The organism is Streptomyces hazeniae (assembly GCF_031845485.1).
Lineage (GTDB): Bacteria > Actinomycetota > Actinomycetes > Streptomycetales > Streptomycetaceae > Streptomyces > Streptomyces hazeniae.
Genome location: NZ_JAVREQ010000017.1, coordinates 129,372 through 150,345, shown reverse-complemented (window position 1 = coordinate 150,345; position 20,974 = coordinate 129,372). Strand labels below are relative to the sequence as shown.

At 71.0% G+C, this 20,974-nt stretch carries 21 protein-coding genes; 20 read left to right on the top strand and 1 reads right to left on the bottom strand.

What is annotated here, in order from left to right; all coding sequences use genetic code 11:
* The first annotated feature begins 181 nt into the window (after nt 1–181).
* From thrB to RM572_RS18955, 19 genes are all read left to right on the top strand, one after another.
* Nucleotides 182–1,114 carry a homoserine kinase gene (gene thrB / locus RM572_RS19045; protein WP_311674559.1) on the top strand — a complete coding sequence of 311 codons (933 nt, stop codon included), beginning with the start codon at nt 182–184 and terminating at the stop codon, nt 1,112–1,114.
* Nucleotides 1,115–1,498: 384 nt separating this feature from the next.
* On the top strand, nt 1,499–3,463 hold the full coding sequence (rho, locus tag RM572_RS19040; RefSeq protein ID WP_311674558.1) for a transcription termination factor Rho: 1,965 nt from the start codon (nt 1,499–1,501) through the stop codon (nt 3,461–3,463).
* A 211-nt stretch (nt 3,464–3,674) separates the two neighbouring features.
* Entirely contained in the window at nt 3,675–4,790 is a 1,116-nt protein-coding gene (locus RM572_RS19035) for an LCP family protein (protein ID WP_311674557.1), read from the top strand.
* 175 nt (nt 4,791–4,965) lie between these two features.
* Nucleotides 4,966–5,193, top strand: a complete 228-nt coding sequence (gene rpmE, locus RM572_RS19030) for a 50S ribosomal protein L31 (protein WP_027766034.1) — start codon at nt 4,966–4,968, stop codon at nt 5,191–5,193.
* 168 nt (nt 5,194–5,361) lie between these two features.
* A complete protein-coding gene (gene prfA / locus RM572_RS19025; protein ID WP_311674556.1) occupies nt 5,362–6,435 on the top strand; it encodes a peptide chain release factor 1 in 1,074 nt (357 codons plus the stop codon).
* 50 nt (nt 6,436–6,485) lie between these two features.
* Nucleotides 6,486–7,367 (top strand): peptide chain release factor N(5)-glutamine methyltransferase, encoded by an 882-nt coding sequence (gene prmC / locus RM572_RS19020; protein ID WP_311674555.1) that lies wholly within the window; start codon nt 6,486–6,488, stop codon nt 7,365–7,367.
* A 3-nt stretch (nt 7,368–7,370) separates the two neighbouring features.
* Nucleotides 7,371–8,018 carry an L-threonylcarbamoyladenylate synthase gene (locus RM572_RS19015; RefSeq protein WP_311674554.1) on the top strand — a complete coding sequence of 216 codons (648 nt, stop codon included), beginning with the start codon at nt 7,371–7,373 and terminating at the stop codon, nt 8,016–8,018.
* Nucleotides 8,015–8,677 carry an arsenate reductase/protein-tyrosine-phosphatase family protein gene (locus RM572_RS19010; RefSeq protein ID WP_136182386.1) on the top strand — a complete coding sequence of 221 codons (663 nt, stop codon included), beginning with the start codon at nt 8,015–8,017 and terminating at the stop codon, nt 8,675–8,677. The genes RM572_RS19015 and RM572_RS19010 overlap by 4 nt, the downstream gene beginning before the upstream one ends.
* A 156-nt stretch (nt 8,678–8,833) precedes the next feature.
* Nucleotides 8,834–10,189: a glycosyltransferase family 4 protein gene (locus tag RM572_RS19005; RefSeq protein WP_311674552.1), complete on the top strand. Its 1,356-nt coding sequence runs from the start codon at nt 8,834–8,836 to the stop codon at nt 10,187–10,189.
* Between the two features lie 230 nt (nt 10,190–10,419).
* Entirely contained in the window at nt 10,420–10,854 is a 435-nt protein-coding gene (locus RM572_RS19000) for a hypothetical protein (RefSeq protein WP_311674551.1), read from the top strand.
* Nucleotides 10,855–11,073: 219 nt separating this feature from the next.
* A complete protein-coding gene (atpB, locus tag RM572_RS18995) occupies nt 11,074–11,874 on the top strand; it encodes a F0F1 ATP synthase subunit A (protein ID WP_394813643.1) in 801 nt (266 codons plus the stop codon).
* Nucleotides 11,875–11,946: 72 nt separating this feature from the next.
* On the top strand, nt 11,947–12,183 hold the full coding sequence (atpE, locus tag RM572_RS18990; RefSeq protein WP_311674549.1) for an ATP synthase F0 subunit C: 237 nt from the start codon (nt 11,947–11,949) through the stop codon (nt 12,181–12,183).
* 41 nt (nt 12,184–12,224) lie between these two features.
* Nucleotides 12,225–12,776 carry a F0F1 ATP synthase subunit B gene (locus tag RM572_RS18985; protein ID WP_311674548.1) on the top strand — a complete coding sequence of 184 codons (552 nt, stop codon included), beginning with the start codon at nt 12,225–12,227 and terminating at the stop codon, nt 12,774–12,776.
* The gene (locus RM572_RS18980; RefSeq protein ID WP_311674546.1) at nt 12,773–13,588 is read left to right on the top strand and encodes a F0F1 ATP synthase subunit delta; all 816 of its coding nucleotides are present in this window, start codon (nt 12,773–12,775) and stop codon (nt 13,586–13,588) included. The genes RM572_RS18985 and RM572_RS18980 overlap by 4 nt, the downstream gene beginning before the upstream one ends.
* 115 nt (nt 13,589–13,703) lie before the next feature.
* The gene (gene atpA / locus RM572_RS18975) at nt 13,704–15,275 is read left to right on the top strand and encodes a F0F1 ATP synthase subunit alpha (RefSeq protein WP_136182381.1); all 1,572 of its coding nucleotides are present in this window, start codon (nt 13,704–13,706) and stop codon (nt 15,273–15,275) included.
* A 2-nt stretch (nt 15,276–15,277) separates the two neighbouring features.
* The gene (locus tag RM572_RS18970; protein ID WP_311674545.1) at nt 15,278–16,264 is read left to right on the top strand and encodes a F0F1 ATP synthase subunit gamma; all 987 of its coding nucleotides are present in this window, start codon (nt 15,278–15,280) and stop codon (nt 16,262–16,264) included.
* Nucleotides 16,265–16,266: 2 nt separating this feature from the next.
* Nucleotides 16,267–17,709, top strand: a complete 1,443-nt coding sequence (gene atpD, locus RM572_RS18965) for a F0F1 ATP synthase subunit beta (protein WP_311674544.1) — start codon at nt 16,267–16,269, stop codon at nt 17,707–17,709.
* Between the two features lie 92 nt (nt 17,710–17,801).
* Entirely contained in the window at nt 17,802–18,185 is a 384-nt protein-coding gene (locus RM572_RS18960; RefSeq protein WP_027766020.1) for a F0F1 ATP synthase subunit epsilon, read from the top strand.
* Nucleotides 18,186–18,318: 133 nt separating this feature from the next.
* Nucleotides 18,319–18,771 carry a DUF2550 domain-containing protein gene (locus RM572_RS18955; RefSeq protein WP_037792003.1) on the top strand — a complete coding sequence of 151 codons (453 nt, stop codon included), beginning with the start codon at nt 18,319–18,321 and terminating at the stop codon, nt 18,769–18,771.
* A gap of 206 nt (nt 18,772–18,977) precedes the next feature.
* Here the strand turns inward: RM572_RS18955 and RM572_RS18950 are convergent, their stop codons facing one another.
* The gene (locus tag RM572_RS18950; protein ID WP_311674543.1) at nt 18,978–19,931 is read right to left on the bottom strand and encodes an EamA family transporter; all 954 of its coding nucleotides are present in this window, start codon (nt 19,929–19,931) and stop codon (nt 18,978–18,980) included.
* Nucleotides 19,932–20,006: 75 nt separating this feature from the next.
* On the opposite strand from RM572_RS18950, the gene RM572_RS18945 reads away from it, so the two are divergent.
* Entirely contained in the window at nt 20,007–20,966 is a 960-nt protein-coding gene (locus tag RM572_RS18945) for a LysR family transcriptional regulator (RefSeq protein ID WP_311674542.1), read from the top strand.
* The last annotated feature ends 8 nt before the right edge of the window (nt 20,967–20,974 follow it).

Genomic DNA, 20,974 nt, shown 5'->3' with positions numbered 1-20,974 from the left:
CCCCAACCCCCTCCCACGCACGTGCGACGGAAGCAACGATGTGCGGCTCCGTGGCAGGTGACGGGTGCGGTGCGGCACAGCCGTCGCGACCGCACCGCGCCGCCCCCGCACGTCGACCACGACCGCACGTCGGCACGACCCGCACGTGAAAGAAGAACCACACGAGGAGAGTCATCGGAAGATGGCCGGTCCCGCGTTCCGCGCAGCCGCCGTACGGGTGCGCGTCCCCGCCACCAGCGCCAACCTCGGCCCCGGTTACGACTCGATGGGCCTGGCGCTCGGCCTCTACGACGACGTGGTGGTCCGGGTCGCCGACTCCGGCCTGCACATCGACATCGCGGGCGAGGGCGCCGCGACCCTGCCGCGCGACGAGGACCACCTGCTGGTGCGCTCCCTCCGCACGGCCTTCGACCTGCTCGGCGGGCAGCCGCGCGGCCTGGAGGTGGTGTGCGCCAACCGCATCCCGCACGGCCGCGGCCTCGGCTCCTCCTCCGCCGCCATCTGCGCCGGCATCGTGGCCGCCCGCGCGGTCACCACGGGCGGCGAGGTCCGGCTGGACGACACCGCGATGCTGGAGCTGGCCACGGAGATCGAGGGCCACCCCGACAACGTCGCGGCCTGCCTGCTCGGCGGATTCACCATCGCCTGGACGGAGGGCGGCGCCGCCCGCGCGGTCCGCCTCGACCCCGCGGAGACGGTCGTTCCGGTGGTCTTCGTCCCGGAGAAGCCGCTGCTGACGGAGACCGCCCGCGGCCTGCTGCCGCGCAGCGTCCCGCACGTCGACGCGGCGCTGAACGCCGGCCGGTCCGCGCTCCTCGTCGAGGCGCTGACGAGGCGCCCCGACCTGCTGCTGCCCGCCACCGAGGACCGGCTGCACCAGGAGTACCGCGCGCCGGCCATGGAGGAGAGCACCGCGCTGGTCGCCCGGCTGCGCGCCGACGGCGTGCCCGCGGTGATCTCCGGCGCGGGCCCGACCGTGCTGGCCCTCACCGAGGGCGACGCGGCGGACAGGGTCGCCCGTTCGGCGGGAGAGCACTGGACGGCCAACCGGCTGGGCCTCGACGCCGCCGGGGCCGGCGTGCTGCCCCTGGAGACGGGCGGCACGTCCTCGTGAGATCGGATTGCCGGTGCGGGAGAGGGGGAATGTTTGTTGGAGCCGGTAGTGTTAACCTCAAGTCAGCACTCGCAGTCTCGTGGGTCGCGCCGACGACCCGTAGAGTGCGGTGCACGGTGTCCCTGTCAGGGACCACCTCTTCTTCCGGGAGCCCTCCTCACCGCTTGAGCATCCTGCCGAGCAGTGCCGTGCACGCTCCGGAACCGGCGTGATGGACATGTGTCACCGCTTCACGCCGAACCATTGAATGATCTTTCCGCCGTACGTACAGGTAGAGGCGGGACCACCGCCCCGGCCGGTCCGAAGGACGAGGGACCGCAGCCGGACAGCACGACCGGTCGCCGAGCCAGACAGGCCGACGCCCGCTCCAGGGAAGGACCCTTCGTGAGCGACACCACCGATCTGATGGGCGCCAACGCCGACAGCGCGACGAGCGCGGACAACGGCGCCGCGCCCGCCACGGACGCTCCTGCCGCCCCCAGGCGCCGGCGCTCGGGCACCGGGCTCGAGGGCATGGTCCTGGCCGAGCTCCAGCAGGTTGCCTCCGGCCTCGGCATCAGGGGCACCGCGCGCATGCGCAAGAGCCAGCTGATCGACGTCATCAAGGAACGGCAGGCCGGGGGCGGATCCGCACCGGCCGAGGCCAAGAAGGCCGCGGACGCGCCCGCCGACTCCGCCGAGTCGAAGCCGAAGCGCCGCACCACCTCCCGTGCCCGTACGGGCGACGACTCCGCCGACGGCGCGCAGCAGGCCGCGTCCGGCGACCAGGGGCAGATCGACATCCCCGGCCAGGGCGCCGACGAGCGCCGCAACCGTCGCGGCAAGGGTGACGGCAAGGCGGAGGCCGCCGTCGACATCGCCGAGGGCCGCACCGACGCCCCGAAGCAGGACGGCCGCGGCGACGACCGCGGTGACCGCGCCGACAAGGGCGGCGACGGGCAGGGCGGCGGCAAGGGCGGCCGCCAGCAGGACCGCCAGCAGCAGGACCGCCCGTCCAAGCGCGAGCGTCAGCGCGACCGCCAGCGCGGCAACAAGGGCAACGACGGCGGCGGCCAGCAGAACCAGGGCGGCGGCGGCAACCGCCGTGACGACTTCGACGACGACGGCGGCGGCCGCAGAGGGCGCCGGGGCCGTTACCGCGACCGGCGGGGACGCCGGGGCCGCGACGACTTCGGGGGCGGCGAGCCGCAGATCTCCGAGGACGACGTCCTGATCCCGGTCGCCGGCATCCTCGACATCCTCGACAACTACGCGTTCGTCCGCACCTCCGGCTACCTGCCGGGCCCGAACGACGTGTACGTCTCGCTGGCCCAGGTCCGCAAGAACGGCCTGCGCAAGGGCGACCACGTCACCGGCGCGGTGCGCCAGCCCCGCGAGGGCGAGCGGCGCGAGAAGTTCAACGCGCTGGTCCGCCTCGACTCCGTCAACGGCGTCGCGCCGGACGGGGGCGGCGGCAAGGGCAGGCCCGAGTTCACCAAGCTCACCCCGCTCTACCCGCAGGAGCGGCTGCGCCTGGAGACCGACCCGGGTGCACTGACCACGCGGATCATCGACATGGTCTCCCCGATCGGCAAGGGCCAGCGCGGCCTGATCGTGGCCCCGCCGAAGACCGGCAAGACCATGATCATGCAGGCGATCGCCAACGCGATCACCACCAACAACCCCGAGTGCCACCTCATGGTCGTCCTCGTCGACGAGCGGCCCGAGGAGGTCACCGACATGACGCGGTCGGTGAAGGGCGAGGTCATCTCCTCGACCTTCGACCGCCCGGCCGAGGACCACACCACGGTCGCCGAGCTGGCCATCGAGCGGGCCAAGCGGCTCGTCGAGCTGGGCCACGACGTCGTCGTGCTGCTGGACTCGATCACCCGCCTGGGGCGCGCGTACAACCTCGCCGCGCCGGCGTCGGGCCGCATCCTGTCCGGTGGTGTCGACTCGACCGCGCTCTACCCGCCGAAGAAGTTCTTCGGCGCCGCGCGCAACATCGAGGACGGCGGCTCCCTGACGATCGTCGCCACGGCCATGGTGGAGACCGGCTCCCGCATGGACGAGGTGATCTTCGAGGAGTTCAAGGGCACCGGCAACATGGAGCTCAAGCTCGACCGCAAGCTCTCCGACAAGCGGATCTTCCCCGCGGTGGACGTCGACGCGTCCGGCACCCGCAAGGAGGAGATCCTCATGGGCAGCGACGAGCTCGCCGTCGTCTGGAAGCTGCGCCGGGTGCTGCACGCCCTGGACCAGCAGCAGGCGGTGGAACTCCTCCTGGACAAGATGAAGCAGACGAAGTCGAACGCCGAGTTCCTGCTCCAGATCCAGAAGACGACTCCCTCGCCGAACGGCGGCGACTGACGCCGCCCGCACCCTCGGACCGGCACCGGGCCCGCCCCCACCGCGTGGGGGCGGGCCCGCCGCGTCGCCCCCGGACCCAGGCCGCGTGCACCGGGCGCAACGGGCGCGCCGGGGCAGGACGGCGGGGGCGCGGAACTCGTCGGCGTGCCGCCGGACGCGTGGGGTACTCGCCCCGTTCGCATGACGCCGGACGGGAGGAGCGCCTCGCGCGATGGCGGAGCAGGACAGCAGGACAGGGCACGGCGAGCCGGACGAGCGGCCCCGGGGCGGGCGGCACCGGGGCAGGCGGAGGCGCGCCCTCGTCGTCACCGCCTGGACGGTCGCCGCAGTCCTCCTCCTCGGTGCCGCGGGCCTCGGGTTCGTCTACTACCGGCTGGACGGCAACATCGCCGGCGTCGACATCAACGGCCGCCTCGGCGGCGACCGCCCCGAGGACATGCCGCACGGCTCCGTCGACATCCTCGTCCTCGGCTCCGACTCGCGGTCCGGCGAGAACGCCCGGTACGGCGACGACGACGGCTCCGCCCGCTCCGACACCGCCATGATCGTGCACGTCAACGAGGCGCACGACCGTGCCACGATCGTGTCGGTTCCCCGTGACACCCTGGTGGCCCGGCCGCCGTGCCGGAAGGCCGACGGCACCGTGGCGCCCGGCGCCGCACCGTCGATGTTCAACGAGGCCTACCAGGTCGGCGGGCCCGCCTGCGCGGTGAAGACCGTCGAGGCGATGACCGACATCCGCATGGACCACTACCTCGAGGTCGACTTCACCGGCTTCAAGGAGCTCGTCGACACCCTCGGTGGCGTGCAGATCACCCTGCGCGAACCGCTGCAGGACGCCGACAGCCACCTCGACCTGGCGGCGGGCAGCCACACCCTGGACGGTGAGCAGGCCCTCGCCCTGGTGCGCACCCGGCACGCGGTCGGGAACGGCAGCGACCTGGGCCGGATACAGCTCCAGCACGCCTTCCTGCGCGCCCTGCTCGGGAAGGTCGACGACGTCGGCCTCTTCAGCGACCCGGCGCAGCTCTACGACCTCGCCGACACCGCGACCTCGGCCGTCACCACCGACACGGAGCTGGACTCCGCCGCCGATCTGCTCGGCATGGCCAAGCTGCTCAAGGACGTGGGGCCCGGCGAGATCGACATGCTCACCATGCCCGTGCGCTACGACCCGGACGACCCCAACCGCGTCCTGCCCCTGAAGGGGAAGGCCGACCAGGTGTGGGACGCGCTGCGCGCGGACCGGACGGTCCCCGAGTCGGCCACCGAGGGCAGCGCGGGCTCCCGCAGCGACGCCGACGTCGTGCGCCGGGAACGCGGCTGACCGCGCCCCGCGCGGCGCGAAGGAACCCGGCGGCCCCGGTCCGGGCCGGAATACCGGACGCCTCCACCCCGTTTTGTTCGTGTGCGGCCAGTAGTGGCAGACTGGTACGTCGGCCCCGGTTCACGCGGCGCAATCCGCGACGCGACCCGGCGCCCTCCCGAACCTAGGAGACACCTTGAAGCGCGACATCCACCCGGAGTACACCGAGACCCAGGTCAGCTGCACCTGCGGGGCCTCGTTCACCACCCGTAGCACCATGTCCGGCGGCAGCATCCGCGCCGACATCTGCTCCGAGTGCCACCCGTTCTACACGGGCAAGCAGAAGATCCTCGACACCGGTGGCCGCGTGGCCCGCTTCGAGGCCCGCTTCGGCAAGAACGCCGGGTCCGGCAAGAAGAAGTAGCGACCCGACAGCGCCGGTCCCCGGCCGCCTCAGCGCAGGCGGCCGGACCGGCGCTTCGTCGTTTCACCGCCGTACGCGGCGCGTCCCGGCCCCCGGCTCCGTCCGGCAGCGACGGGACCGCGACGCCGCGGCGCCACCCGCGCCCACTCCAGACAAGGACAACAGCCGATGTTCGAGGCGGTCGAGGAACTGATCGGCGAACACGCCGACCTCGAGAAGCAGCTCGCCGACCCGGCGGTGCACGCCGACCAGGCGCGCGCCCGCAGGCTCAACAAGCGCTACGCCGAGCTCACGCCGATCATCAACGCCTACCGCGCCTGGCGGCAGAACGCCGAGGACATCGACACCGCGCGTGAGCTCGCCGCCGACGACCCCGACTTCGCCGCCGAGGTGAAGGAGCTGGAGGCCGGCCGCGAGGCCCTCACCGAGAAACTGCGCCTGCTGCTCGTCCCGCGCGACCCCAGCGACGACAAGGACGTCATCCTCGAGATCAAGGCCGGGGAGGGCGGCGACGAGTCCGCGCTGTTCGCCGGCGACCTGCTGCGCATGTACCTGCGCTACGCCGAGCGCACCGGCTGGAAGACCGAGCTGATCCAGTCCAACGAGTCCGACCTCGGCGGATACAAGGACGTCCAGATCGCCGTGAAGGCGAAGAGCAACGCCGAGCCCGGACAGGGCGTGTGGGCCCGGCTGAAGTTCGAGGGCGGCGTGCACCGCGTGCAGCGGGTGCCGGCCACCGAGTCGCAGGGCCGCATCCACACCTCCGCCGCGGGCGTACTGGTGCTCCCCGAGGCAGAGGACGTCGACGTCGAGATCAACGCGAACGACCTGCGCATCGACGTCTACCGCTCCTCCGGACCCGGCGGCCAGTCCGTCAACACCACCGACTCCGCGGTCCGCATCACCCACGAGCCGACCGGCATCGTCGTCTCCTGCCAGAACGAGAAGAGCCAGCTCCAGAACAAGGAGCAGGCGCTGCGCATCCTGCGCGCCCGGCTGCTGGCCGCCGCGCAGGAGGAGGCCGAGAAGGAGGCGTCGGACGCACGCCGCAGCCAGGTCCGCACCGTGGACCGCTCGGAACGCATCCGCACGTACAACTTCCCGGAGAACCGCATCTCCGACCACCGTGTCGGCTTCAAGGCCTACAACCTCGACCAGGTGCTCGACGGCGAGCTCGACCCGGTGATCCAGGCCTGCGCCGACGCGGACTCCGCTGCCAAGCTGGCAGCCTCGCAGAGTTGACCGAGCCCAGAGAGCCGACCCAGCAGCCCCCGCGTGGAGGACCGAAGGAAGTGCAGCCATCATCCGGGGGCGCCGGCCCCCGCTCCCGTCCGGTGCTGCTCGCCGAGGTCGCGCAGGCCACCCAGCGCCTCGCCGACGCCGGCGTGCCCTCCCCCCGCTTCGACGCCGAGGAGCTCGCCGCCTACGTGCACGGCGTGAAGCGCGGCGAGCTGCACCGCGTCGCCGACGCCGACTTCGACGCCCGCTACTGGGAGGCGGTCGCCCGCCGCGAGGCCCGCGAACCGCTGCAGCACATCACCGGCCGCGCCTTCTTCCGCTACCTCGAACTCCAGGTCGGCCCCGGGGTGTTCGTGCCGCGCCCGGAGACCGAGTCCGTCGTCGGCTGGGCGATAGACGCCGTACGCGCCATGGACGTCGCCGAGCCGCTGATCGTCGACCTGTGCACCGGTACCGGCGCCATCGCCCTCGCCCTCGCCCAGGAGGTGCCGCGGTCCCGCGTGCACGCCGTGGAGCTGGACGAGGGCGCGCACGGCTGGGCCGCGAAGAACGTCGAGGGCAGCCGCGTCACCCTGCACCACGGCGACGCGCTCCGCGCGCTCCCCGAACTCGACGGGCAGGTCGACCTCGTCATCTCCAACCCGCCCTACATCCCGCTCACCGAGTGGGAGTATGTGGCCCCGGAAGCCCGCGACCACGACCCGTCTCTCGCGTTGTTCTCCGGGGAGGACGGACTCGACGTCATCCGCGGCCTGGAACGCACGGCGCACCGCCTGCTCCGGCCCGGCGGCGTCGTGGTGGTCGAGCACGCCGACACCCAGGGCGGTCAGGTCCCGTGGATCTTCGCGGAGGACCGCGGCTGGGCGGACGCCGCCGACCACCCCGACCTCAACAACCGTCCGCGATTCGCCACTGCCCGCCGGGAGGTGCCCTGAGACATGGCACGCCGTTACGACTGCACCGACGCCACCGAGCGCAAGACCGGCCTGCGTGAGGCGGCCGCCGCCGTACGCCGCCGCGAACTCGTCGTGCTCCCCACCGACACCGTGTACGGCATCGGCGCCGACGCCTTCAGCTCGGAGGCCGTCGGCGACCTCCTGGAGGCCAAGGGCCGCGGGCGCAACATGCCCACCCCCGTGCTCATCGGCTCGCCCGACACCCTGCACGGCCTGGTCACCGACTTCTCCGAGACCGCCTGGGAACTCGTCGACGCCTTCTGGCCCGGCGCCCTCACCCTCGTCGCCCGCCACCAGCCGTCCCTGACCTGGGACCTGGGGGAGACCCGCGGCACCGTCGCCGTCCGCATGCCGCTCCACCCGGTCGCGCTGGAGCTGCTGAACGAGTTCGGGCCGATGGCCGTCTCCTCCGCCAACCTCACCGGCGCACCCGCCCCGCAGGACTGCGACGCCGCGCAGGACATGCTGGGCGACTCCGTCTCCGTCTACCTCGACGGCGGCCGCACGCCCGACCCCGAACCGTCCTCCATCGTCGACGTCACCGGCAAGGTCCCGGTGCTGCTCCGCGCCGGCGCGCTCAGCGCCGAGGAGCTGCGCAAGGTGGTACCGGACCTCGAGGTGGGCAGTTGACGCCTCCTCCCGAAGGGCGTGGCATACCGGTCCAGGCGGGCCCCGGCGAGGCCGGGGTCTTCCGCATCCTCCACGTCTCCACCGGCAACGTCTGCCGCTCACCGATCACCGAGCGGCTGACCCGGCATGCCCTCGCGGACCGGCTCGGCGGCCGGCTCAGCGACGGCATCGTCGTGGAGAGCGCCGGAACGTGGGGACACGAGGGTGCGCCCATGGAGGAACACGCGGCGGCCGTGCTGGTCGAGCACGGCGCCGACCCGACCGGCTTCCTGGGGCGTGAGCTGCTCGACGAGCACGTCATCCGCGCCGACCTGGTGCTCACCGCCACCCGGGACCACCGGGCGCAGGTGATCTCCATGGGGCATTCGGCGGGGCTGCGCACGTTCACGCTCAAGGAGTTCACCCGCCTGGTGCGGGCCATCGACCCGGCGACGCTGCCGCCCCCCGGCAGCGCCGCGGGCGTCGCCGAACGGGCCCGCGCCCTGGTGCAGGCCGCCGCCGCGCTGCGCGGCTGGCTGCTGGCGCCCAGCGCCGACGCGGACGAGATCTACGACCCGTACGGTGCGCCCATCCCGTACTTCCGGAGCGTCGGCGACGACATCAGCCACGCCCTGGACCCCGTTGTGACGGCGCTCACCGGGGTACCCGCACCCACATGACCCGGACGCGCGACCGGGCGCGCCACCGCCTGGACGCGGAGCGTCACGCCCGGACACGCGAAACCGCCGGCGGGCGCGAGCCGTCGTAAGGTGTGGAGGCCGGAGTGAGCCGTACCGCGAGGAACCACCGCAAGACCGCGAGACCCTGGGGATACGTTGCGTGAATACCTGCTGACGCTCTGCGTCACAGCCGCGGTCACCTACCTGCTGACCGGACCGGTGCGGAAGTTCGCCATCGTGGCCGGCGCGATGCCGCAGATCCGCGCCCGCGACGTGCACCGCGAGCCCACGCCGCGCCTCGGCGGCATCGCCATGTTCGGCGGCCTCTGCGCAGGCCTGCTGGTCGCGAGCGGGTTGACCAACATCGGTGTGCTTTTCACGCTCTCCGACGAGCCACGAGCGCTGCTCTCCGGCGCCACCCTGATCTGGCTGCTGGGCGTGCTGGACGACAAATGGGGCGTGGACGCCCTGGTGAAGCTGGGCGGCCAGACGATCGCTGCCGGCGTGATGGTCTACCAGGGTCTGACCATCCTCTGGCTTCCCGTTCCCGGAGTGGGCAACGTCGCACTCACCCCGCTGCAGGGCACGCTGCTCACCGTCGCCCTGGTGCTCCTCACCATCAACGCGGTGAACTTCGTCGACGGTCTCGACGGCCTCGCCGCCGGCATGGTCGGCATCGCCGCCGCGGCGTTCTTCATGTACGCCTACCGCATCTGGTACGGCTACGGCATCGAGGCGGCGGCGCCCGCGACGCTGTTCGCGGCCGTCCTGCTGGGCATGTGCCTGGGCTTCATGCCGCACAACATGCACCCGGCCCGCATCTTCATGGGCGACTCCGGCTCGATGCTGATCGGCCTCGTGCTGGCCGCCGGCGCGGTCTCCATCACAGGACAGGTCGACCCGGACCTCATCGTCACGGAGGCGGGTTCCGAATCGACCGCCGTCCGCGGCCAGGTGCCGCTGTACATGCCGCTACTGCTCCTTCCGCTGACGATCATCGCGGTGCCGATGATGGACCTGCTGCTGGCGGTCGTCCGCCGCACCTGGAAGGGCCAGTCGCCGTTCGCGGCCGACCGGGGGCACCTCCACCACCGGCTGCTGGAGATCGGCCACTCGCACAGCCGCGCCGTGCTGATCATGTACTTCTGGTCGGCGCTGATCGCCTTCGGCGCGGTGGCCTTCTCCGTGCAGGCCTCGTCCCTGGTGATCGTGCTCGTCGTCGTCGCACTCTGCGCGGTCGGCCTGGTGATCCTGCTCATGCCGCGCTTCACGCCCCATGTGCCCGCCTGGGCACAGGCGCTGGTCCCGCCGCGGTACCGGCGCCCCGTCGCCGAGAACGCCGAGCACGCCGACGAAGGTCCCGCCGACGCAGATTCGGCCTCCGGCCCGGACCCGGAGTCCGGGCCGTCCCGGGGGGCCGCCGAGGAGGAGAGCCGCGAACCCGCCCTCGCCGGCCTCCACGGCGCCACGGCCATCGGCGGCCGCCGCCACGGCCTCAACGATCGCGGCTGACCGGCGCCGTGGGGGCGTCAACGAGAGCACACTGGTCAACTCCCTTGTGTGACCGGCAGCACACGAGGTAGGTAAAGACCTCATCAAATAGTTTGTGATACCGTTCACGAGAACCCGGTGACACACCGAAGGGCCGCACTGAGACGGCCCTCCGGTGGGCGTTGTGCCCACTCAGCCGGGGATACGCTCGTCAACGACGACAGACGCCCCCGACTCCCCGGAGTACCCCCATGCCCAACGACGCCCGCATGCTCCTGCACTGCGCCGTCCCGACCGCCGCAGGCGGTGCCGTGGGCGCGGTCGTGAGTGGCCTGCTGGCCGGCGGCAAGGGAGCGATCGGCGCGGTGGCCGGAGCGGTGGTCGTGATCCTCTTCATGGGGGGTGGCCTCGCGGGTCTGCAGAAGACCGCGAAGTCGTATCCGCACCTCTTCCAGGCCATGGGCCTGCTGCTCTACACCACGCAGATCCTCCTGCTCGCCGTCGTCCTGATCGCCTTCAAGGGTACGACGCTGTTCGACGGCAGGGCGTTCGCCTTCACTCTTCTCGGGTCGACTCTCGTCTGGGTCGGCGCCCAGGCGTGGGCGCACTCCAGGGCCAAGATCCTTTACGTGGAGCCGGAGTCGACCACCGAGAAGTCCGAGCCGAAGACCGAGGCGCGCTCGTGAGGCGTAGGGCCGGTATAAGGACGCGTTCGAGCAACTGCTATGGTCCGATGCCATCTGCGGCGATGCAGCTGTGTCGGACGACCGGCTCTGCGTCTGTGAGCCGCCCCCAATTTCGTATGACCAGTCCAGTGCCGTTCCGCGACTCCGCGTCGCGCCGACACACCGAGGTAGCCGTATCCATGCGCAACGCAGAAGGAGCTCGCGGTGAGTGCTGACCAGATGCTCGCCTTCGAGACCGATTGCCACATCTTCGATGGATGCGGCTTCAGCACTGTTTCGCCGGGCCTGCACAGCTTTGTCTTCGAGCCGATGTTCACTGTCGGCGGCTTCGAGTTCAACAAGACCATGCTGCTGGCCCTGCTGGGCTCGCTGGCCATCCTCGGCTTCTTCTGGGCGGCCTTCGGCAACCCGAAGGTCGTCCCGGGCAAGCTGCAGATGGTCGCCGAGGCCGGATACGACTTCATCCGCCGCGGCGTCGTCTACGAGACGATCGGCAAGAAGGAGGGCGAGAAGTACGTTCCCCTGATCGTCTCGCTGTTCTTCTTCGTGTGGATCATGAACCTCTGGTCGATCATTCCACTCGCGCAGTTCCCGGTGACGTCGATCATCTCGTACCCGGCCGGCCTCGCGGCGATCGTCTACATCCTGTGGGTCTCTCTCACCTTCAAGCGCCACGGTTTCGTCGGGGCCTTCAAGAACTTCACCGGCTACGACAAGTCACTCGGCCCGGTGCTCCCGATGGCCATGACGATCGAGTTCTTCTCGAACCTGCTGGTCCGGCCCTTCACCCACGCGGTGCGACTCTTCGCCAACATGTTCGCCGGTCACCTGCTCATCGTGATGTTCACGATCGCGAGCTGGTACCTGCTGAACGGCTGGGGCATCGCCTACGCGGGTGTCTCGTTCGGCATGACCATCATCATGACCGCCTTCGAACTCTTCATCCAGGCTGTTCAGGCGTACGTCTTCGTACTGCTCGCCTGTGCCTACATCCAGGGCGCGCTCGCCGAGCACCACTGAGCCCCCTCACCGACCACCCGTCCTTCCGATGGCCAACCCCCATCGGATCGTGAAAGAGAAGGAAGAATCGGCATGTCCGCTCTCGAAAACCTCGCCGCCGTCAGTGGCTCGCTCGGCTCCGTCGGCTACGGCCTGGCCGCGATCGGCCCCGGCATCGGCGTCGGCATCGTCTTCGGTAACGGCACCCAGGCGCTGGCTCGTCAGCCCGAGGCCGCCGGTCTGATCCGTCAGAACCAGATCCTCGGCTTCGCCTTCTGTGAGGCGCTGGCCCTCATCGGCATCGTCATGCCGTTCGTCTACGGCATCTGATCAGCGGTCGCTGACAGCTTTTTGCGACGAAAGGCACTGATGTGAACGCCCTGACACAACTGGCGCAGGAGGGGCACGAACCGCTGAACCCCCTCGTCCCGCCGATCCCAGAGCTGGTCATCGGCCTGATCGCCTTCGCCATCGTCTTCGGTTTCCTCGCCAAGAAGCTCCTCCCGAACATCAACAAGGTTCTGGACGAGCGGCGCGAGGCCATCGAGGGCGGCATCGAGAAGGCCGACGCGGCCAAGCTCGAGGCGCAGCAGACCCTCGACCAGTACAAGGCTCAGCTCGCCGAGGCCCGGCACGAGGCCGCGCGGATGCGGTCCGAGGCCGAGCAGCGGGGCGCCGAGCTCATCGCGGAGATGCGGGCCGAGGGCCAGCGTCAGCGTGAGGAGATCGTCGCCGCCGGTCACGCGCAGATCGAGGCCGACCGCAAGCAGGCGGCCCAGGCGCTGCGTCAGGACGTGGGCACGCTCGCCACGACCCTGGCCGGCAAGCTGGTCGGCGAGTCCCTCGAGGACCACGCCCGCCAGAGCCGCGTCATCGACCGCTTCCTCGACCAGCTCGAGGAGAAGGCCGAGGCTGCACGATGAACGGAGCGAGCCGCGAGGCACTGGCTGCCGCACGCGAGAGCCTGAACTCGCTGACCGACAGCACGTCGGTCGACGCGACGAAGCTCGCCGACGAGCTGGCCGCCGTCACCGCGCTGCTCGACCGCGAGGTGTCGCTGCGTCGGGTCCTCACCGACCCGGCGCAGTCCGGCGAGGCCAAGGCCGAGCTGGTCGGACGCCTGCTGGGCGGACAGGTCGGCGGGGAGACCGTCGACCTGGTGTCCGGCATGGTCCGCTCCCGCTGGTCCTCCTCGCGCGACCTGGTCGACGCGACGGAGGGACTGGCGGACAGCGCCGACCTGATCGCGGCCGAGCGGGTGGGCGACCTGGAGGACGTCGAGGACGAGATCTTCCGGTTCGGCCGGACGGTCGCCTCCTCGCCCGAGCTGCGCGCCGCGCTGACCAGCCGCACCGCGCGGGTGTCGGCCAAGACCGAGCTGCTGCACACGCTGCTCGGCGGCCGGGCCAAGCCCGCGACCGAGCGTCTGGTGACGCGTCTCGTCACGCACCCGCGGGGACGTAGCCTGGAGAACGGGCTGGAGCACCTCTCCAAGCTCGCGGCGGAGCGCCGGGACCGTTCGGTCGCGGTCGTCACGTCCGCGGTGCCGCTGTCCGACGGGCAGCGGGACCGTCTCGCCGCCGTGCTGGCGTCCCTCTACGGCCGCCAGGTGCACCTCAACCTCGACGTGGACCCTTCAGTCCTCGGCGGGATCACGGTGCGCATCGGTGACGAGGAGATCAACGGTTCGATCGCGGACCGCCTCGGAGAGGCGCAGCGTCGGATGGCCGGCTGAGGCCGCTCCCACCGGGACGGCCTGGCCACACCAACTCAACAAGCATCACTAGCGGCCCGAGTTGGGCCGTAACAGACAAGACTTACGGGCCCAACAAGGAGAGCAGGGAACCCAGATGGCGGAGCTCACGATCCGGCCGGATGAGATCCGGGACGCGCTGGAGAACTTTGTCCAGTCGTACACGCCGGACGCGGCCTCGCGCGAAGAGGTCGGGACGGTCAGCGTTGCCGGTGACGGCATCGCGAAGGTCGAGGGTCTTCCCTCGGCCATGGCGAACGAGCTGCTGAAGTTCGAGGACGGCACCCTCGGCCTCGCCCTCAACCTCGAGGAGCGCGAGATCGGTGCCGTTGTCCTCGGTGAGTTCAGCGGCATCGAGGAGGGCCAGCCGGTGCAGCGCACCGGAGAGGTCCTCTCGGTCCCGGTGGGCGAGGGCTACCTCGGCCGCGTCGTGGACCCGCTGGGCAAGCCGGTCGACGGTCTCGGCGAGATCGAGACCGAGAGCGTGCGCGCCCTCGAGCTGCAGGCCCCCACGGTCATGCAGCGCAAGTCGGTCCACGAGCCGATGGAGACCGGCTACAAGGCCGTCGACGCGATGACCCCGATCGGCCGCGGTCAGCGTCAGCTGATCATCGGCGACCGCCAGACGGGCAAGACCGCGCTCGGCATCGACACGATCATCAACCAGCGCGACAACTGGCGCTCGGGCGACCCGGACAAGCAGGTCCGCTGCATCTACGTCGCCATCGGCCAGAAGGGCTCCACCATCGCGTCCGTGCGCGGCGCGCTGGAGGAGGCCGGCGCCCTGGAGTACACCACCATCGTCGCCGCCCCGGCGTCCGACCCGGCGGGCTTCAAGTACCTGGCGCCCTACACCGGCTCGGCCATCGGCCAGCACTGGATGTACCAGGGCAAGCACGTCCTGATCGTCTTCGACGACCTCTCCAAGCAGGCCGACGCCTACCGCGCCGTGTCCCTGCTGCTGCGCCGTCCGCCGGGCCGTGAGGCGTACCCGGGCGACGTGTTCTACCTGCACTCCCGGCTGCTCGAGCGCTGCGCGAAGCTCTCGGACGACATGGGCAAGGGCTCGATGACCGGTCTGCCGATCGTCGAGACCAAGGCGAACGACGTGTCGGCGTTCATCCCGACCAACGTCATCTCCATCACCGACGGCCAGTGCTTCCTGGAGTCCGACCTGTTCAACGCGGGCCAGCGCCCGGCGCTGAACGTCGGTATCTCCGTCTCCCGTGTGGGTGGTTCCGCCCAGCACAAGGCGATGAAGCAGGTCTCCGGTCGTCTCCGCGTGGACCTCGCCCAGTTCCGTGAGCTGGAGGCGTTCGCCGCCTTCGGTTCCGACCTGGACGACGCCTCGAAGTCGGCCCTGGACCGCGGTTCGCGCATGGTGGAGCTGCTGAAGCAGGCGCAGTACGCCCCGTACTCGACCGAGGACCAGGTCGTCTCCATCTGGGCCGGCTCCAACGGCAAGATGGACGACGTGCCGGTCGCGGACATCCGCCGGTTCGAGCGCGAGCTGCTCGACTACCTGCACCGCGAGCACAAGGGCCTGATGACCTCGATCGTCGAGGGCGGCAAGATGTCGGACGACACCGTCCAGTCGGTCTCCGACGCCGTGGACTCCTTCAAGAAGACGTTCGAGACCGCGGACGGCAAGCTGCTGGGCGAGGGCTGAGCATGGGTGCCCAGCTCCGGGTCTACAAGCGGCGGATCAAGTCCGTCACTGCGACCAAGAAGATCACCAAGGCGATGGAGATGATCGCCGCCTCGCGCATCATCAAGGCGCAGCGGCAGGTCGCGGCCTCCACGCCGTACGCGACCGAGCTCACCCGCGCGGTGTCCGCGGTGGCGCAGGGATCCGACAGCAAGCACGCCCTGACCACCGAGGCGGATCACCCGACCCGGGCCGCGGTTCTGCTGATCACCAGCGACCGCGGTCTGGCGGGCGGCTACTCCTCCAACGCCATCAAGGCGGCGGAGCAGCTGACCCGTCGGCTCGAGGGCGAGGGCAAGGAGGTCGACACCTACGTCGTCGGCCGCAAGGGCGTGTCCTACTACGGCTTCCGCAAGCGCGCGGTCGCCGGGTCCTGGACAGGCTTCTCCGACAGCCCGACCTACGCGCACGCCAAGATGGCGGCCGAGCCGCTGATCGAGGCGATCACCGCGGAGCAGGGCACCTCAGGGTCCGTCGACGAGCTGCACATCGTCTACACCGAGTTCGTGTCGATGATGACGCAGACGCCGGTCGACCGGCGCATGCTGCCGCTCACCCTCGACGGTGCCGGCGAGTCCGGCGCGGGCGCGGAGTCGGTCTCCGTCTCGAAGGGCGACGCCGCCCAGGGCGACGAGCCGAAGCCGGCGGCGAAGGGCGGCAAGATCCTTCCGCTGTACGACTTCGAGCCCTCCTCCGAGGACGTGCTCGACGCGCTGCTGCCGCGGTACGTCGAGAGCCGGATCTACAACGCCCTGCTGCAGGCGGCCGCCTCCGAGCACGCCGCCCGCCGCCGGGCGATGAAGTCGGCGACCGACAACGCCGAGGAACTCATCAAGTCGCTCACGCGGCTTGCCAACGCGGCCCGCCAGGCCGACATCACCCAGGAAATCAGCGAGATCGTCGGTGGCGCGAGCGCCCTGGCCGACGCTTCTGCGGGGAGTGACCGCTAATCATGACCACCACAGTTGAGACCGCGACCGCGACCGGTCGCGTCGCGCGGGTCATCGGCCCGGTCGTCGACGTGGAGTTCCCCGTCGACGCGATGCCGGAGATCTACAACGCGCTGACCGTCGAGGTCGCCGACCCGGCCGAGAACGGCAAGAAGAAGACCCTGACCCTCGAGGTCGCCCAGCACCTCGGTGAGGGCCTGGTCAAGGCCATCTCCATGGAGCCCACCGACGGCATCATCCGTCAGGCCCCGGTCACCGACACCGGCAACGGCATCACCGTGCCGGTCGGCGACGTCACCAAGGGCCGGGTGTTCAACACCCTGGGCAAGATCCTGAACGAGCCGGAGGCCGAGTCCGAGGTCACCGAGCGCTGGCCGATCCACCGCAAGGCCCCGGCCTTCGACCAGCTCGAGTCCAAGACCGAGATGTTCGAGACCGGCCTGAAGGTCGTCGACCTGCTGACCCCGTACGTCAAGGGCGGCAAGATCGGCCTGTTCGGTGGCGCGGGCGTCGGCAAGACCGTCCTCATCCAGGAAATGATCATGCGTGTGGCGAAGCTGCACGAGGGCGTTTCCGTGTTCGCCGGCGTCGGCGAGCGCACCCGTGAGGGCAACGACCTCATCGACGAGATGGCCGAGTCCGGCGTTCTCCCGCAGACCGCGCTGGTCTTCGGCCAGATGGACGAGCCGCCGGGCACCCGTCTCCGGGTCGCGCTGGCCGGTCTGACGATGGCGGAGTACTTCCGCGACGTCCAGAAGCAGGACGTGCTGTTCTTCATCGACAACATCTTCCGCTTCACCCAGGCCGGTTCCGAGGTCTCCACGCTGCTCGGCCGCATGCCCTCCGCGGTGGGCTACCAGCCGAACCTGGCGGACGAGATGGGTGTGCTCCAGGAGCGCATCACCTCGACCCGCGGCCACTCGATCACCTCGATGCAGGCGATCTACGTGCCCGCGGACGACCTCACCGACCCGGCCCCGGCGACGACCTTCGCGCACCTGGACGCCACGACCGTTCTGTCGCGTCCGATCTCCGAGAAGGGCATCTACCCGGCGGTGGACCCGCTGGACTCCACCTCCCGGATCCTGGACCCGCGCTACATCTCGCAGGAGCACTACGACACGGCCTCCCGCGTCAAGGGCATCCTGCAGAAGTACAAGGACCTCCAGGACATCATCGCCATTCTCGGTATCGACGAGCTCGGCGAGGAGGACAAGCTGGTCGTCCACCGCGCCCGCCGTATCGAGCGCTTCCTGTCGCAGAACACCCACGCGGCGAAGCAGTTCACCGGCCTGGACGGATCGGACGTTCCGCTGGACGAGTCGATCACCGCGTTCAACGCGATCGCGGACGGCGACTTCGACCACTTCCCGGAGCAGGCGTTCTTCATGTGCGGTGGCCTGGAGGACCTGAAGGCGAACGCCAAGGAGCTCGGCGTCTCCTGACGCGGTAGTCGGACGGCGGGCCCGGGTCCCGGCCCGGACCCGCCCCCGGCACCCCTTATCCTTTTCACCATCCACGTAAGCGAGGAGCCACTGTGGCTGAGTTGCACGTCGAGCTGGTCGCCGCGGACCGCAAGGTCTGGTCGGGCGAGGCCGGCCTGGTCGTCGCGCGCACCACGTCGGGTGATATCGGTGTCATGCCCGGCCACCAGCCGCTGCTCGGTGTCCTGGAGTCCGGCCCGGTCAACATCCGCACGACCGGTGAGAGCGGCGAGGGCACCGTCGTCGCCGCCGTGCACGGCGGATTCATCTCGTTCGCCGACAACAAGCTGTCTCTGCTCGCGGAGATCGCCGAGCTGTCCGACGAGATCGACGTCCAGCGCGCCGAGCGTGCGCTGGAGCGGGCCAAGGCGGACGCCGACGCCGCCGCCGAGCGGCGCGCCGACGTACGCCTCCGCGCGGTGACGGGCGCCCACTGAGGCCCGACGCCGCGGAGCAGACACTCAGCCGCGGACCGCACCGGAGCATCTCCGGGGCGGTCCGCGGCTGAAGCCATACCGGAACCGTCGACGTGCAGCCGGACGTCGAGACGATGCGAGGAGGTCGGTGAAGATGGTCCTCGCACTCGTGCTGTGCGGAACGGCCCTGCTCCTGGTGGTGCTGGCGCTGTTCGTCTTCGGCCTGCGACGGCGGCTGATCCAGCGCTCCGGCGGCACGTTCGACTGCTCGCTGCGCTGGGACGTGCCGGCCGAGGAGACCGGCGAGTCCGGCGGCAAGGGCTGGGTCTACGGCGTCGCCCGCTACAACGGCGACCAGGTCGACTGGTTCCGCGTCTTCTCCTACGCGCCCCGGCCGCGGCGCACGCTGGAGCGTTCCGGCATCGACGTCCGCGCCCGCCGCCTGCCCAGCGGCGAGGAGGAGCTGGCGCTCCTCTCCGACCAGGTCGTCCTGGGCTGCACCCTCTACGGCACCCGCGTCGAGCTCGCGATGTCCGACGATGCGTTGACCGGCTTCCTCGCCTGGCTCGAAGCCGCACCCCCCGGCCAGCGCGTCAACGTGGCCTGACGCCCGGGCCGCTCCCCGTCGGCTAAGTCCGAGCCGCCAGCCTTACGACGAAGTCGGACCAGGCGGTGGCAGTGAGAGAAAGCTTCGGACCGTGCACGTCCTTCGAGTCGGACCCGCCGGTGTCACGCGGTGCGTGAACGTCACACACCACATGACGACCCCAGGGCCGGTGGCCCACGGCCACGCTTCGTTGCCGGAACTCTCGATCATGCGGTCCCTTCGTCGGCGCCGGTACACGCACGGGACGTGCACGGTCCTCGTGCAGGACCATAAGTGACCGGCGGGGCGGACGCGGGAGCGTCGCCCTCCTTGGCCGGCCGTCGTGGCCCGGAGGGCCGGGCCACCGTGCCGGCCGCCGCGGCGCCGACGCAGGCGAGGGCGAGCCACTGGAGCGGATTCAGGTGCTCGGAGAGCAGCAGGGTGCCCGCGAGTCCGGCTGCGGCCGGTTCCAGACTCTGGAGCACTCCGACCACGCGGGGCGGCAGACGCCGCAGCGCCGCCAGCTCGAGGGAGTAGGGGAGTGCGGCAGACACCAGGGCCACCAGGAGGCCGTGCGCCAGTACGCGCGGCTCCAGCAGCGTGGTGCCGCTCTGGGCGGCGCCGAAGGGCACGGTCAGCAGCGACGCCCATGTCACCGCCAGAGCCAGTGGGCCGCCGCCCGTGCTGCGGGCGCCCGCGCGACTGCTCAGCAGCAGGTACAACGCCATCGACACCCCGCCGCCGAGTGCCAGCAGGACCCCGGGCAGGGGGGACTGCCCGCCTGACGGACCGTGGAAGAGCCAGATGCCGCAGCCTGCCAGCGCCGCCAGGCACACGTCCAGGGCACGGCGGGAGGCCAGCAGCGCGAGCGTGATCGGCCCCAGCAGCTGGAGGCTGATCGCCAGCCCCAACGGCAGATACTGCAGGGCCGGGTAGATCAGGTTCATCCCGGCTATCGCGGTGCCGAAAGCGGCCACGATCCCCAGCTCGGCGGCGGAGCGCGGCAGCGTGGGGCGGTGGAGGGCCAGCAGGACGACGGCGGCCAGCCCGAGACGCAACGCGGCCACGCCCATCGGCTCGACCGTGCCGAACATCTGCTTGCCCAGCGCCTGCCCGAACTGGACGCTGACCACGGCGCCCAGCACCAGCGCGGGTGCGGCGACCTGCCTGCTGCTCCTCATGCCTGCCAGAGTCCGGGACCCACACCGTGCAGGTCCATCGAAAGTTTCCGGTACATACCGTTTAGCCTGGGCTACATGATCGACCTGCGTCGGGTCCGGGTGCTGCGTGCGCTCGCCGAACACGGCACCGTGACGGCGACCGCCGCCGCGCTGCATCTGACGCCGTCTGCCGTCTCCCAGCAGTTGCGTCAGCTCTCTCGAGACGTGGGCGCCGAGCTGCTGCGCCAGGACGGTCGCCGGGTCCGGCTGACGACGGAGGCGCAGGTGCTGCTGCGGCACGCCGACGTGCTGTTCGCCCAGTGGGAGTCGGCGGCGGCGGAGCTGGCGGAGGCCGGACACGCCGCCGGCCGCGAGGTGGCCGGGAGCCTGCGGGTGTGCGGGGTGTCCTCGGCGCTGGCAGCACTCGCCGCGCCCGCCGTGCAGCAGCTACGGCGGTGGTATCCCCGGCTCGACGTCCGGCTTGCGGAGGAGGAGAGCGCCGACTGTTTCCGGCTGCTGACCGCCGAGGAGGCCGACATCGCGCTCGTGCTCCCGGGGCCGGACCTGCCGCCGGTGGTGGACCCGCGCTTCGAGTCCGTTCCGCTCCTGGACGACCGGCAGGACCTGCTGGTGCCGTCGGACCACCGGCTGGCCGGGGCGGGCGGTGGGGGCGAGCGGCTCGTCGAGCTGGCGGGGGAGGACTGGATCGTGAAGCGGCGTGACAACGACAGCTGGCCGCTGCTGGCGACGGCCTGCGCCGCGGCCGGGTTCACGCCGCACGTGGTGCACGAGGTGAAGGAGTGGTACGCGGTCTCCGCTCTGGTCGGCGAGGGGCTCGGGGTGTGCCTGTTGCCGCGCATCGTGCCGGTGCCCTCGCGCCACGCCGTGGTGCGGGTGCCGCTGCGCGGCGAGGTGGTGCCGTCCCGGCGGCTCCTCGGATGCGTGCGGCGGGGGAGCGCGGAGCATCCGCTGGTTGCCGCCGGGCTGGAGGCGCTGCGCCGCACCGCGCGGAGGGCCGGGGAGACGGAGGGCGGCTCCGTCTCCCCGGCCGGGTGAGGGTGTGT

Excerpts from the sequence above, each read along its gene's own strand:
- thrB (WP_311674559.1), top strand. The coding sequence starts at position 182 with ATGGCCGGTCCCGCGTTCCGCGCAGCCGCCGTACGGGTGCGCGTCCCC.
- RM572_RS19035 (WP_311674557.1), top strand. The coding sequence starts at position 3,675 with ATGGCGGAGCAGGACAGCAGGACAGGGCACGGCGAGCCGGACGAGCGG.
- prfA (WP_311674556.1), top strand. The coding sequence starts at position 5,362 with ATGTTCGAGGCGGTCGAGGAACTGATCGGCGAACACGCCGACCTCGAG.
- RM572_RS19015 (WP_311674554.1), top strand. The coding sequence starts at position 7,371 with ATGGCACGCCGTTACGACTGCACCGACGCCACCGAGCGCAAGACCGGC.
- RM572_RS19000 (WP_311674551.1), top strand. The coding sequence starts at position 10,420 with ATGCCCAACGACGCCCGCATGCTCCTGCACTGCGCCGTCCCGACCGCC.
- atpB (WP_394813643.1), top strand. The coding sequence starts at position 11,074 with ATGCTCGCCTTCGAGACCGATTGCCACATCTTCGATGGATGCGGCTTC.
- atpE (WP_311674549.1), top strand. The coding sequence starts at position 11,947 with ATGTCCGCTCTCGAAAACCTCGCCGCCGTCAGTGGCTCGCTCGGCTCC.
- RM572_RS18980 (WP_311674546.1), top strand. The coding sequence starts at position 12,773 with ATGAACGGAGCGAGCCGCGAGGCACTGGCTGCCGCACGCGAGAGCCTG.
- atpA (WP_136182381.1), top strand. The coding sequence starts at position 13,704 with ATGGCGGAGCTCACGATCCGGCCGGATGAGATCCGGGACGCGCTGGAG.
- RM572_RS18970 (WP_311674545.1), top strand. The coding sequence starts at position 15,278 with ATGGGTGCCCAGCTCCGGGTCTACAAGCGGCGGATCAAGTCCGTCACT.
- atpD (WP_311674544.1), top strand. The coding sequence starts at position 16,267 with ATGACCACCACAGTTGAGACCGCGACCGCGACCGGTCGCGTCGCGCGG.
- RM572_RS18955 (WP_037792003.1), top strand. The coding sequence starts at position 18,319 with ATGGTCCTCGCACTCGTGCTGTGCGGAACGGCCCTGCTCCTGGTGGTG.
- RM572_RS18950 (WP_311674543.1), bottom strand. The coding sequence starts at position 19,931 with ATGAGGAGCAGCAGGCAGGTCGCCGCACCCGCGCTGGTGCTGGGCGCC.
- RM572_RS18945 (WP_311674542.1), top strand. The coding sequence starts at position 20,007 with ATGATCGACCTGCGTCGGGTCCGGGTGCTGCGTGCGCTCGCCGAACAC.